The following is a 13,749-nucleotide window of genomic DNA, read 5'->3' on the forward strand; positions in this document are numbered from 1 at the left end:
CTACAGGCGCTCCAGCGCTTCGAGGAGCGAAGACTCCAGGTTTCGCCAGGCTGCGCGCAACGTATCCAGATCCTCGCGTTCTGCCAATTCCTCGGCGGCGGAGCAACGCGCGATGAGGAAGCGGTTGCCCGTCAGCGCGAATCCCCCTTTTATCGAGTGAAGTTCCTGCCGGATCGTTTCGAAGCGGCGTGACGCAAGCGCATGAGCGATCTTGTCGATCGACTGCAACGTCGCTGTGCGCAACGCGGCCGCGACGGCAGGCGGCAGGGTGCGTATCCGGGATTCGGCGTGAGCCTCGCCGGCGTCGGCGACGACGACTTCCGCCGCGAGCGTGCGCGCCGCGTGACGTTGCAGCACTTTCTCCAGTGTGGTCAGCGAAAGCGGCTTCAGGACGATCTCGGCGATGCCGACTTTCTTGGATCGCCGATAGTCTTCGGCGGTCGCATGGGCGGTCATCGCGACGATCGGGATGCTGGCGCGCATCTTGTTGGCGAACATCGCGAATCCAAATCCGTCGAGCTCGGGCATGCCGAGGTCGGTCAACACGACGTCGTATTGATGTTCGCCGAATGCGCGCAGCGCGTCGCGTCCGTTTTCGACGACATCCACCCGATGATCGAGCGCCTCGAGTTGGTCGCGCAATAGCGCGCGGTTGGCCGGGTGATCCTCCGCGACGAGCACGTGCAGCGACGGGCGGGCGTGCGCCGGTGCATCGCGCCGCCGCACGGCCGGCCCGCTCGACATGGCCGTCGCATGGCGGGCTTCTCGCAGCGGCAGCACAACGGTGACCGTGGTGCCGAAATCGGGCAGGCTGTCGACTTCGATCGAGCCGCCCATGATCGTTGCAAGCCGTTTGCAGAGCGGCAATCCGAGACCGGAACCGCCGAAGCGGCGATGGATCGAGGTGTCGGCTTGCGTATAAACATCGAACAAGGTCGCGATGCGGTCCGGCCGTATTCCGATGCCGGTATCGTTGACCCAGATTTCTATCGCGGAATCGCCTTGGGCGGCCTTTGCCTGATGGACGTCGACTGAAATATGGCCCCTTTCCGTGAATTTGATTGCATTCCCGATCAAATTCGACAGTATCTGGCGGATGCGCGCCGGATCACCGGAGTAGTATCTCGCTACCCCCTCCCCGAGATTCGAAAGGAGCTGCAGACCCTTCGATTCGGCGAGCGGCGCATAGGCGTCGACGATCTCCTGCAATAGCGCCTGGATATCGAATGGGATGTTCTCGAGCGTCATCTGGCCGGATTCGACCTTGGAAAGATCGAGTATGTCGTTGATGATGTGCAGCAAGGCGTTCGAGCACGATTCCACCACTTGCAGGCGTTCGCTTTGCTGGTTGGACAACTGCGACCTGCGCAGCAATTCCAGATTGCCGATGATCGCGTTGAGGGGGGTTCTGATTTCGTGGCTCATCGTGGCGAGGAACGTGGATTTGGCCTTGTTCGCCTGATCGGAGGCGATGCGCGCTTCCTTCAGCTTCAGCTCGCTTTCCTTGCGCATGGAGATGTCCAGCAGCGTGCAGAGCAGGACGTTCGCGCCGCGATAACGGGCGGCGACCACGTTGGCTTGCAGGTAGATCGGATTGGAGTCTTCACGCTCGATGGCGAGATCGTGCAGCAGCAGCGCGCCGTCTTCGTCGTTCGACCGGCCGGTCGTCTGCCGATATGCGTCCCAGAGCCGGTTGGGCAGCGGTTCGCCGCTCGTGCGCGCCGACAGTTCGAGCATTGCATTGTTCTGCAGCAGCACGCTGCCGTCGTGTGCGGAAAGCAGGCCGAGCCCTACGGGCGCGGTGCGCAGGATCGCGCGATTGAGCACTTCGCTTTCCAGCAGCCGCTGGGCGCGGCGATAGTTCGGAATGAGGCCTTTACGGTCGAACTGGATCGCCAAGACCCACAGCATGACGATGATGCCGGCCGCGAACCCCGTCATGAGGGAGAAGCGCAGCGCCAATGCCGCCGCGATCGTCTTCCACGAATAGGCGTGGACGAGCACCCAGTCGGTTCCAGGCAACTGATCGCTGGTCACGAACATGCCGTTTTCGTGACGTTCGACGAGGCCGTCGAATCCGTCGCCGAGCGATCGGATGCTCAACGCGGAATCCGTTACGTCGCCGTCCCGGCCGGGCGGGTTCCACGAACCTATGATGACGCGGCCTTTGCGATCGACAATCGTGAGCGTGCCGCCGGCGGGCGTGTCGTTCAGATTGCTGTAAAACATGTCGAGCGGCAGGCTGCGGACATAGATTGCGAACAATTTTCCCGCCGCGTCGATGGCGGGCTGAACGACGCGGATCATGGGCTTGCCGGTGAGCGGATCGGGATGCGGCGGCAGCCATACGGTTCGTCGATCCGCACGCAGCGGAATGATGGTGCTGGCGTCGCGAAGATAGCGGATGCCGCGCATCGCATCGCCGATCACTCCGGATGCCGAATGAGATTCGATGAATGCTTCCGGGGCCTGGTCTTCGCGGGACCATAGAAGCGACAGGTACGTGCCGTCGGGCGAGAACGAGTAGCCTTCCACCCGATCGTCCGGCAACGGCGATTGGCCGTCTCCCATCAGGAGTTGCGTTTCCAGGAGCGCGAGATACGGCGCGAACGTGCTCGCGGAGCGGCCTGGCGCCGGGATGCCGAGGGCGAGCGCAGCCGGCGCGCCCTGGGGCGTGTGCAGGACGGCATAGCCCTGATGTGCGTCGAATCGCGAAAGCAACTCCGGCGACGGTTCGATGCGCCTGTTCCACAGGCCTTCGGCATGCATCACGGCCCGCATGAGCGCCGTGCGCCGAACTTGTAATTTGATTGTAAGTTTAGACTGCTGAATAAGAAATTCGGAGCGCGCGTTCGACACATAGTCCATCGCCTCCATCCGGATCACGAGCAGCAGGCAGAACAGGATGAACGCCGAAATTCCGAGTGCGCCGCCATACGTGAGCAGGCGTTGATGCGCGAGCATCCTTCGGGGGTCGAAGAGCGCTTTGCGGTGATTTAGCTTGAATGGCTGGATCAGCAGTTTTTTCAGTTTTCCTGGCATATCGAGACGTTGCTTTGGGCGTGCGAGATGAGATCGGAAATGCGGATGCTCGGCCGAGCTCCTTTTTTCGAATTTTTTTGCTGGCTTCCTCAGGATAAAAATAAATCCATCCGTATACTATGCGCTTTCACCGCTCCAATATTCGTCATCCCGTATCGAAAATGAAAGCAAAGTGCCTATTTGATGATTCACATGGGAAATTCTGAACGAACGGCGTGTAGCGAAACGTACGGTAATTCGTGAATTGCGGCGCCTTTTGGCTGGAAAACTGCTTGGGAAATAGAATTTTTCGATCCGGTATTGCTGGGATTCCTGAAAAATTCGAATTTATGAGCGCATGGATGTGATGCGCGCCTGTCCTGCCGCGAATGCTTGATGGGACAAATGCGACAGAGATCTTTCTTTTTGCTTTCGATGTGTCCGGCGAGTGACCGAATCTCGCTTCGAAAATACTGCGCGAGCGGGCCGCGAGCGCTCGGAAAGTCCGGTGGTGTGTTGTCCGGCAGGGAGACGATGAAAGTCCGGGGTGGACCATCAATCCTCATCGTTCGGATGCCTGCGGCTGCGGCATCGCCGGCCGCAATCGGCGCGGTGCGTTTGCGGCCTCCAGGGCCTTTCGGCTGAGTCATTGCCGAGATGACCGGTACCGCAAACGGAGGAGTCGAGCTGTCGTCGCCGACGCTCTCGTACCGCGGGGGCGCGGCTATACCTGATCGTTGAAATGCCGGTGCGCGGCCGGCATTCGTGCCGCCCGCGCGAGACGGGCGCATTGTCGCAAGTCCTGCAACGATAGAACGCTCACCGTTTGGTCGTGCCGCTATGCGGCAACCTGTCCATTGCGGCGATCCTTTTCCATTCTGCTTGTGTCTTGCGTCGTGCGGCAGGCGAAAGAAATATGAAATTGTTGAGCAGAACCAGAAATTCGCGTCTTGCCTCTTCCGGTAGTGATGCAAATTCGAGCATGAGGGAAGCAACTTTGGGTGAATGTGACATCGGATGGACCTCGGAAGATTGATTCAATCAGCTCCGGTCGAGATGCCTTGATGTGCGCAAATGTTTGATCGGAAATGAGGGTTTGTCGAGCTGAATCGGGATTGACGCGACCGGGCATGACGTGAATGGATCGAGCTGATTGACCGAAATATACGGATGCGATATTCGGGGGCATATTGGACAAAACAAGAATTCGACATCAGGCGAGGCGTATTTGTATTAATTTCGTGCGTGATGCGATGTCCTATGAGCCGATCGCGGCGCGATTACGTCCGGAGTGTCTTGCTGAGCGATCGCGGCTGATCGCAACGTGTCGACAAATGATGGCAGACGATGCCAGCCGCTTGTGGCCGGCCTCTCTGCGTTCGCGAATCGCGAGCCTTGCGGGCGGCCGGCACGATCGAGCCGGTGCGCAGCAATATGCGGACTGGAATCGTCCGGAACCGGGCCTTGCGCGCGCATTTGCCGCAGTGTTGCGGACGAGCGCGGCGGCGCAGCCTAGGCCGAAATTCGGCGCAGCGAGGATGACGCGCGTTGCACGCCATTGCGAGCGCGCGACGGTGGTCTCGCGAACGACCGCCGCCTATGTCGAAAGGCTCCAGCGACGTCTTCCATCGGTCAATGATTGGTCGTGTCTTCGACCAGCTTCACCTTCAGCGCGTATTTGAGAAGATCGATGTCGCTGTTCAGGCCGAGCTTTCGCATCGCGTTGGCTTTCTGAGAGCTGATGGTCTGCTTGCTTCGCTTCAGCCGGTTGGCAATTTCATTGACCGACAGCCCGGACGTGAACAAACGCACGACTTCTATTTCCCTCGGGGACAGCGGAATTTCTCCATCCTGAGACTTGCCGTGTCCGTTATTGACGATCGCCTCCATAGTCGGCGAAAGATAGGAGCCCTTGGCATAGCTGGCGTGAACCGCCGCGATGATGTGGCCGACTTCGTCCGATTTGCTGAGAACCGTTGAAATGCCGTGCGATATCAGATTTTGAATGATTGCGGGATTGCTAATCATGGTCAGCGCGATCAGGCGCGTGGCCGGATACCGTCTTTGGACATACGAGAACAGCGAGATGCCATCTCCGAAGTTTTCGTCGGGCATGCTGTAATCGGATATCACGACGTCGCAAGGGTGCTCGTTGAGCGCCGCCAGTAGTTCGGTGGAGTTTCTGCACGCGCTTACCACTTCTATCGAGCTTACGGGGGCCAGGGCGTGTAGCAGGCCGGTCAGTACAGCCGGGTGGTCATCCGCGATGATGACCTTTATGGAGAAAGAAGTCATCCTGATCCTGAATCATATGATTGGAAGGGCTTGCATAGAACCAGATCAGGATGGAGGGCGATGTGCTCGATTAATCATGCGCATGTGGTTGGATATATAGAATTGATTTTTTGCTAAGCAGGTTGATTCAGGGTTTGGTGCGCTGGAATTTCTCAAAAATAATGAATTCTCACGTGTGCCGCGGAAAAAGAGGCGCTTCACGAAGTGAAGCGTCAATTGGGGCTCCAATGAGATTACGCCTCGAAGGCAACGGCATCTCGCCAAGAGAGTCGACGCGATAAATTCCCTCGTTGCGTGAGTCATAGAGTAAGTGACAAGATTTGTCAGGGCTATCGGACATGTATCAAAGACGGAGGGTTGTCAATTTTTGACAATTTGCGTCTTTGTGATGCGGTCCCATTTAGGCCGTTTATCGCCGATCCAGAATGAAACAACGCGCTGTCGGCAGGTGCGTGTTCGAAGCGCGCGCTTAATTGGCGCGCGTGACAACGGCGCGCATCCCGCGAAAAGTGCGATGTCCGGCGGCATTGCGTCTGCGATCGACCGCGCCATGATGACGGGCGACGACGGTCCGCATTCCTCTTCGAACCTTGCATCACCACCATGCGGATTGAACAGTATGGTGCCCCGCGAGGGCCTCGAGATGCGGCGCGATCGACGGCCTCGCGGCACGCGCGAGTTTCGAATTCGGCCGAACAGCGCTTGCCGTTCGCGGCGAGGCGCGCGGTTGCGTCGTGAGCGTCGGCGCGGGCAGCGGGTCCGGCGTCGATCCGGCGCGCGGCGGAAGGCAGGATTTGATCGAGACGCACGCGAACGCGAGGATGAATGTGTCATACTTCGCGCCAATCGCAAGGACGAGCAACGCCATCGCATAGCATGCCCCACGAAAAGCTTCCCACACCCAGGGCCCGCGAGCAGTTGAGTGTCATCATGCTTGATGATCACGAGGTCGTACTGAGTGGTATCACCTATCAACTGAAGCGGGAGCGCGACATCGCCGTACTGGGCACATTCTCCAGGTCGCGTCAGTTATTCGACTATCTGGCGCAGCATGGGCCCGCATTGGCGCATACTCGGCCCGTCCTCCTTATCGACTACGCGCTTGGGCCGCAGGACACGGACGGCATCGCGCTGATTCGGCGCCTGTGCGTCCAGTTCCCTGTTTGCCCGATCCTCGTCGTGTCGGGGCACCTTCAGCCGTCGATCGTCAGATTGGCGTTGATGGCAGGCGCACGCGGCTATATCGGGAAGGACTGCACGCTGGAGGAACTCGTGGATGCGATCCGGCGGGTGGCATCCGGTGAAAAGTACGTGCATCCGTCGCTTGCGGAACGCGATGACCTGGTGCCGCCTGCCGCGATCGAAATGAGACGGGGAGATACGGGCCGCGCGACGCTTGCGTCGCTGCTGTCGCCGCGCGAACTGGAGGTGTTGAGACTGACTCTGCAGGGTTTCGAAGTCGGTCAGATTGCCGAGAAGCTGAGCCGAAGCAACAAGACGATCAGCACGCAAAAGCGTAGCGCGTACCGCAAGCTCGGCATTTCCGGCGATCGCGAGCTGTTCAAGCTCGAGCGAGAACTGCTCGACAGCTCGGGCGAAGCGGGCGGCCCGTACGCGAACTGAGGCGTTCGTGGCGCGGCCCGCTTGTAATGACTCGGGCGTCAGCCTCGCATGCGCCATGCCTCGCGCCGGGCGCTCGGGGGCGTTTCAGGCATCGAACGAAAGGCGATCCGGATCAATGCCGCACACGAGCCGGGCGAGTCTTGCCGCGTCCCGCCGCGCGGCGCCGACGTTCACATCGGGCGCCGACAGCGCGCGCTCGAGCCGCTCGGCGGTGTGCGCGATGTCATGCACGCGCATCACTTGCGCGGCGCTTTTGATGCGGTGCGCGCATGAGGCCGCAAGCTTGAAGTCGCCGTTCGCAAGCGCACTGTCTATGCGCGCGCTGTCCTCGGCGCAGGTGGTCGCGAATAGCGATTTCAGCCTGGGCAGATCGATCTCCTGTTCCGCGGGCGACGCTTGATCGGAGAATTCCGCGGTGCCGCCGGTCGCCCCGGCGGCGCGGCACCACAAGTCGATCATCGATGCGACATCGTTGAGCATGAGCGGCTTGCGCAAGCTCCCGTCCATGCCCGCGGCGATGCACTCATGCAGATGAGCATGATCCGTCAGCGCGGAAATGGCGATGATCGGCAGATAGGCCGCTGCATTCCGCCGGGCCGCGCGAATGCGGCGTGCCACTTCGTAACCGTCGATGTCGGGCAGATTGCAGTCGAGCAGCACGAGCGCGAACGCTTGCTCATCGAGCAGGCCGAGCGCCGCCCGGCCGGTGTTCGCAATAGTCGCGTCGCAGTGCAGTTCGGCAAGCTGAAGGCGGATCATCTCCGCGTTGAGCGGCTGGTCTTCCACGACCAGCACGCGCGGCCGGTCAGCGCGCGCCATGGACGGCGCGTCCGCAACGGCGTCCTTGTCGACGGACGCGCATACCTCGCGTTGCGCGGTATCGACCGGAATCACCACCGTTACCGAAGTGCCGACGCGTTCCTTGCTGTCGAGCGTCAACGTGCCGCCCATCAGTGCGACGAGTTCTTTGCAGATGGTCAGGCCGAGGCCCGTGCCGCCGAAGCGCCGAGTCGTCGTCGAGTCGGCCTGTTCGAACGCGTCGAACAGCCGGTCCTGCCGGTTTTTCGGAATGCCGATGCCGGTGTCGCTCACCTTGAGCGTCAGTTCTCCGCGAGCGCGCGTCGGCGGATCGGCGGCCGCCAGCCCGACGTCGACGCGCACGCGCCCGGCGTCCGTGAACTTGATTGCATTCGACAGCAAATTGACGAGAATCTGGCGGATGCGTGTCTGATCGATGTAAATGTCGAGATCGTCGGGTGCATCGAGATGCAGTTCGAGCGGCAGGCCCTTTGCGTCGGCCTGCGCGCGCATGATGATGGCGGCACTCTCGGCAACGGTCCGGATGTCGCTCGCGACGTGCGCGAGCTGCAGCTTGTCCGCATGCAGCTTGGAAATGTCGAGCACGTCGTCGAGCATGCCGACGAGACTGGCGGATGCCTTGACCGCCGTGTCGGCGAGCTGCTTCTCCATCGGCCCCAGTTTCGCGCGGCTGAGCAGGTCGATTGCCGATACGATCGCATTGAGCGGCGTGCGGATTTCGTGGCTCATCACCGCGATGAAGCGCGACTTGCGCGCCTCGCTCTCGGCCGTCAGCCGATACTGCGCGCGGGAGCGGAAGGCGAGCATCGCGAAGCCCGACACGACGAAGACGCCGAGCACGATTTCAATCGTGTAGTAGTGCGTGATCGCGCGCCACGACGGCGCGCCGAAGTCCGAGCTGTAGAGCCAGTGCGTCGTCAGCTCGTTCACGTCGCGCGCCGTCAGCGAGTTCAGCGACTTGTCGATGATCGACGCCAGCACCGGCAAGTCTTTGCGCGTGGCCATGACGATCACGGCGGGCATGTTCGCGACGGCGCCCGAGATGTACAGGCGATGAGAGTAACTGCTGCGAATCGCAGGCACGAGCATGGCGTCGAGTCCGATCGCCGCGTCCGCGCGGCCCGTCGCGACCGCGTCGAGCGTATCGCGCTGCTCGAGGGCCGGGAGCAGCCGTATCGACGGATAGTGCTGACGGAGGAAGCGCTCGTACGCTCCGCCTGAGCGCACTGCGATGGTCTGTCCGGAAAGCTTGTCGAGATCGAAGATCACGGTCTTCGATTCGCGCGTCACGATGACCGCCGAACCGACGAGATAAGGGCTGCTGAAGATGGCTTCGCGTTGGAGGACGTCATTCTGCAGGCCATAGGCGACGTTGGGCAGCAGGTCGATTTCGTGCGCGGCGAACGCGGCGGTCGGCGAGCCCCAGCGGCTGGTGTCGACCCTCTCGAACTCCAGACCGCTGATGCGGGCGACCGCGTCGAGATAATCCGCCGTAAGGCCCTGATGCCTGCCGTCTTCCACGTAGTCGAATGGCTGCGCGCCGGGGCCGGCCGCGAAACGCACGACGGGATGCGTGTCGATCCAGTGCTGCTCTTCGTCGGTGAACAGCGTGGCCGCGCTTGCGCGGAACGCCGCAAACGGTGCGAGCGAAATGATCAGACCAATCGTCATGTGACGCAACCGGCGCACACGAGCGGACCGACGGACATCGACCTCGACGGCGGGCAGGGTGGGGAGGGCGCGCAAGGGCTCGTTCATGTTCGTCGTGTATTGCGAACTCGCGACGCAACAGGCGGTTCGCAACAGGGTTGGCTTGCTCGCATGATAAACGGGCGCGCGACGCGGCAGACCGTTTTACTGAACGAAAAGAGGGCCGTATTGCCGCCTGGCTTTGCTCGTGCGCGCGCAAAAAAAATTTAAGTCCCTGCGTAGTTGGGTCGCCTAACGGTAATCGAAGCCTGCCGTGCGTGCGAATCGGCGGGGACCGTGCGTCGGCTGCCTCGGCGCGCGCGCGCCGTTCCGCCCCCGCGCCGGCGCGGCTTCGTCATGGTCTGCGCAACCGGCGCCGGGCGGCAGCCCGCGCGCCGCGCCGGGTTCGCGGCGCGGATTCCGGTTCGATCCCATTCATCGGAGGATTCATCGTGAGTCACAGGGCCGTCGCCCGGAAGAGCGGACGCGTCTCGAGCCTGACGTCGAAACTGCTTGCGCAGTCGCCGGCCGTGGCCGTCGACGCGTTTCCGTTTGTCAGTGTCGTATGTCCGACGTGGCAGCGCAGAGCATTCCTGCCGTATCTCGTCTACATGTTTCAGTATCAGGACTATCCGGCGAATCGGCGTGAGCTCGTGATTCTCGACGACTCCCCGGATAGCAGCCAGGATCTCGTTGAGCAGTTAGCCGCCGCCGATCCCGCGGGTTCGGTCATTCGCTACTACCACGTCGCCGAGCGCATGACGATCGGCGCCAAGCGCAACCGCCTGAATGAACTCGCGCGGGGCGACTATATCGTCTGCATGGATGACGACGATTATTATCCGCCGGACAAGGTGTCGCACGCCGTTCGCGCGATGCAGGAGCGCTGTGCGACGTTCTCGGGCAGCGACCAAATCTACATCTGGTACAGCCATATCGACCGGATCTACCAGACTTATTCGTTCGGACCGCATCACGCGTTGAACGGGACGTTTGCGTATCATCGCCGATACTTGGCCCATCACCGCTACGACGACACGGCCACATTGGCCGAAGAGAGCAGCTTTCTCGGCCGCTTTACGGCTCCGGTGCTGCAGATCGATCCGAAGCGGGCGATCCTGTGCATCTCGCACAGCGCGAACACGTTCGACAAGGATTTCGTTCTGGCGAGCTGCGAGCGGGCCGCGTTCACGCTCGAGGATTTCGTCGCCGACGCGCGCCTGCTCGCGCATTACCGCCGCCTCAGTCATGCGCCCGTGAGCTCGCGGGTCGAATGGCGACGCTTCGAGCGGATCGTCATCAATGCCGGCCGCGATGCCGGGCGGCTGGCGGCATTTCGCACGGTGTTGCTCGAGCTTGGCGTCGATGAGCGGCAAATCGTCGAGTTCCGTTCCGCCAGCGAGGACGGCGCCGATACGCGCAGCCACCTCGATCTGGCGAAGCGGGCTCGCGCCAGCGGCTGGCGCAACTATCTCCTGCTCGACGACCGGCTCGAGTTCGTTCGCCAGGAGAAAGCGGTGGCGAACGTCAATCGCTTCCTGCGCGCGCTGGACGGCTTCGACTGGGAAGTCGTCCTGCTCGGCGCGGATGTGCGAAGCGGCGTTCCGTTGCACACGCTCCCCGGCGCGCAGCGGGTCAATCTCGCCGGCGAAGCGGTTGCCTATGCGGTCAACCAGTCTTACTACACGGTCTTCATCGATCACCTCGAACGAGTGCTCTCGCACGGCGCGGGCGAGGAACGCGCGCGCGAACGGATCGATCAAGCATGGCTTCCGCTGATGACGAATTCGCGCTGGCTGGGGCTGTATCCGAGTTTCGCCTATCTCTCGCATCGCGACGACGGCAAGGATCTCACCCCCGGGTTCTTCCGGAAGATGCGGGAGAACGCAGGCGCGCCGTCCGGCGCGTCTGCCTCTTTCACTCCATCCCGATCCACATCATGACCGAAATCGGAAGCTACGTTCCCCAGTTCATTTTGCGCGGCAAGACGCGCATCAGTCAGTGCCAGTGCGAGAGCTGCCGGGCGCGATCGCCGCTCGTGACCCATGCATGGACCAATCACGTGAGACACAGCGCACTGCTTCAGTGTGAAACCGTGTCGCGCGAGGCCCTGTTCGAGCGCGACGCATTCGAACTGCATACGATCGCCGCCGACCCGGGACAGGATGACGCGCTCGATGCGTGGCAGAACGGCGTGAATCAGGCCTGCATCTATTTGCTGATCGAACAACAACTTTCGATTCCGGAGCGGCTGCATGCGATCGGCGTGCTGCTGAGCCGAGTGGCGCGTGCCGGCGAGGCGGAGCGTGATCCCTCGATGCCGATTGCCGTGGTGGAGGAACTGATCGAACTGGCGGGTCGCGGCGTGCTGCAGGCGCGCGTCGCACAGATGCCCGTCATCGATCTGTACAAGTACGCGTACCTGCGCCGTCTTGCCCGTGTGCAAATGTGCTTCGATCTCGACTCGGCCTCATCGATGTCCCTCAATCTCAGGCTGACCGAGCTGCAAGTGATCTCGGACGGCTTCCTTGCCGATGCGTTGCGCGAGATCGAGCGATCGCCGGCGGTCGAGAAGTTCTTCGCCAAGCACGACTGCACGTGGCAGAACTACTTTCTGTACCGCTGCTTCCACGAGGTTTTTCCTGGCGCGGAACCGGAACTCTATGATCTGGCATTCCTCGATATGTGTCTCGACTATTTCTGCCTCAGATCGCTCTGCGCAATACTGGTGTCGTGCGACGTGGAGTTGGACGAGGACGTCGTGTCGAGCCTGTTCTCCGCGTGGCAATGCAACGGCAAGGCCAGCCTCGGCCGCGACGATCACACGGATCCGCTGCTGATCGGCTTCACGTTGATCGGAGAGGTACATGACTGATACGGCAGCGAATACGAAGCCGTCGACGGACGACGAACGCCGCATCGCGAACAGGCATGTGCCGATAGATTACGAGGCCACCTATCGCTTCTTCAGGAGCCGCGCGGCCTGCGGTGCGGACAAGGTGGTGCAGGTGCTGTATCAGGACGACAATCCCGCGCTTGCGCATGCGCGGTCCGATGCGGAATTTCGGACGTTGGAGCGCGCTGTGTCTTTCGACGGCCGTTCGGTGCTGGATATCGGCTGCGGCACCGGCAGGCTTGCGGATCGAATCATCGATCGCGTCGGCTACTACTTCGGCTTTGATCTGCTTGCGGAATTTGTCGAAACCGCCAGGGCTTCGCTCGTCGAGCGGGCGATCCCGGAAAGCCGTTATGGTTTCGCGGCGCTGCCGTGCAACGCCCGTTCGATTGAAATGATCACGCGTCGCAAGCGATTCGACATCTTGATCATGTCGGGCGTGTCGATATATCTCAACGACGAGGATTTCCTGGGGAGCCTCCGTTGCCTCGCGGCCGCGATGCATTCCGGCGCGAGTCTGTATCTGCGCGACCCGATCGAGACGGCCGATGCGCGCCTCACGCTCAATCGGTTCATGTCGAATCAGTTGTCGGCGGAATACAGCGTCATCTATCGCGGTGCCGACGAGTATCGGCGAGCGGTCGCCGATGCATTCGACGCGTCGTTCGACATCGGACCGCTAACGCCCATGTATCGCGATCCGGCGCTGAACGGCCGCTGGTCGACTCGTCAGCATTACATGGTGATTACCCGGAAATGAACGATACGCTGATCTGCTTCGATCTGGATGGGACGCTGAGCAAGCAGGAGATTCTTCCGAAGATCGCCGAATTGGCCGACATATCGGAAGAAATCGCGGCGCTCACGCAGGCGACGATTCAAGGCGTGATCCCGTTCGAGATGTCGTTCAAGTTGCGCGTTCAGCTATTGCGCGACACATGCCCGAGAAAGATCAGTGACTATGTGGCCGAGACGGTCGAGTTGGACGAGCGCATTTTGCAGTACATCCGGGATGGAGAGACGGCGGATTGCGTGGTCGTGACAGGAAATCTCGATTGCTGGATCGAGGGTCTCGTGCGGCGCATCGGCGTGCCGTGCGTGAGCTCGCTGGGCGACGTGAAGAATGGGCGGCTTCAGGGCGTCAGGAACATCTTGCGGAAGGACACGCCTGTTGCGCAATTCCGGCGTGCTTATCGGCGAATCATCGCTGTCGGAGACGGTGAGAACGACATCCCGCTGTTCAGGCATGCGGACGTGGGTATTGCTTATGGCGGCGTGCACGCGCCGTCGGCCAATCTCGCGAACATGGCTAACTACATCGTCTATTCTAGCGAGGCGCTATGCGACCTGTTGAGCATGCAGTAATTCCGTGCGCGGGCGTCGGCTCGCGATTGAATCGGGGCGTA

General features: G+C 61.3%; 9 protein-coding genes. 5 read left to right on the forward strand and 4 right to left on the reverse strand.

The window, feature by feature from the left end:
• The 3 genes from BTH_RS00720 to BTH_RS00725 form a co-directional block, all read right to left on the reverse strand.
• Complete coding sequence (locus tag BTH_RS00720) at nt 1–3,042, reverse strand: ATP-binding protein (protein ID WP_025370063.1); 3,042 nt, start codon at nt 3,040–3,042, stop codon at nt 1–3.
• Nucleotides 3,043–3,840: 798 nt separating this feature from the next.
• Nucleotides 3,841–4,062 (reverse strand): hypothetical protein, encoded by a 222-nt coding sequence (locus BTH_RS29330; RefSeq protein ID WP_223297144.1) that lies wholly within the window; start codon nt 4,060–4,062, stop codon nt 3,841–3,843.
• Nucleotides 4,063–4,653: 591 nt separating this feature from the next.
• The gene (locus BTH_RS00725) at nt 4,654–5,316 is read right to left on the reverse strand and encodes a response regulator transcription factor (RefSeq protein WP_009894771.1); all 663 of its coding nucleotides are present in this window, start codon (nt 5,314–5,316) and stop codon (nt 4,654–4,656) included.
• A gap of 876 nt (nt 5,317–6,192) precedes the next feature.
• Between BTH_RS00725 and BTH_RS00735 the strand changes: the two genes are divergently transcribed.
• On the forward strand, nt 6,193–6,939 hold the full coding sequence (locus tag BTH_RS00735) for a response regulator transcription factor (RefSeq protein WP_009894775.1): 747 nt from the start codon (nt 6,193–6,195) through the stop codon (nt 6,937–6,939).
• An 84-nt stretch (nt 6,940–7,023) separates the two neighbouring features.
• Here BTH_RS00735 and BTH_RS00740 read toward each other — a convergent pair whose 3' ends face one another.
• A complete protein-coding gene (locus BTH_RS00740; protein ID WP_011400813.1) occupies nt 7,024–9,516 on the reverse strand; it encodes an ATP-binding protein in 2,493 nt (830 codons plus the stop codon).
• Nucleotides 9,517–9,725: 209 nt separating this feature from the next.
• Here BTH_RS00740 and BTH_RS00750 point away from each other — a divergent pair, with 209 nt between their 5' ends.
• Genes BTH_RS00750 through BTH_RS00765 form a run of 4 tightly spaced genes read left to right on the forward strand, consistent with a single transcriptional unit; the run spans nt 9,726 to nt 13,708 of the window.
• Nucleotides 9,726–11,390: a glycosyltransferase family 2 protein gene (locus BTH_RS00750; protein WP_223297146.1), complete on the forward strand. Its 1,665-nt coding sequence runs from the start codon at nt 9,726–9,728 to the stop codon at nt 11,388–11,390.
• On the forward strand, nt 11,387–12,322 hold the full coding sequence (locus tag BTH_RS00755; RefSeq protein WP_009894783.1) for a hypothetical protein: 936 nt from the start codon (nt 11,387–11,389) through the stop codon (nt 12,320–12,322). The genes BTH_RS00750 and BTH_RS00755 overlap by 4 nt, the downstream gene beginning before the upstream one ends.
• Nucleotides 12,315–13,103, forward strand: a complete 789-nt coding sequence (locus BTH_RS00760; RefSeq protein WP_009894785.1) for a class I SAM-dependent methyltransferase — start codon at nt 12,315–12,317, stop codon at nt 13,101–13,103. The genes BTH_RS00755 and BTH_RS00760 overlap by 8 nt, the downstream gene beginning before the upstream one ends.
• On the forward strand, nt 13,100–13,708 hold the full coding sequence (locus BTH_RS00765) for an HAD-IB family phosphatase (protein WP_009894788.1): 609 nt from the start codon (nt 13,100–13,102) through the stop codon (nt 13,706–13,708). Before BTH_RS00760 ends, BTH_RS00765 begins: the two co-directional genes overlap by 4 nt.
• Nucleotides 13,709–13,749: the final 41 nt, after the last annotated feature.

It is taken from the genome of Burkholderia thailandensis E264, from assembly GCF_000012365.1.
Classification (GTDB): domain Bacteria; phylum Pseudomonadota; class Gammaproteobacteria; order Burkholderiales; family Burkholderiaceae; genus Burkholderia; species Burkholderia thailandensis.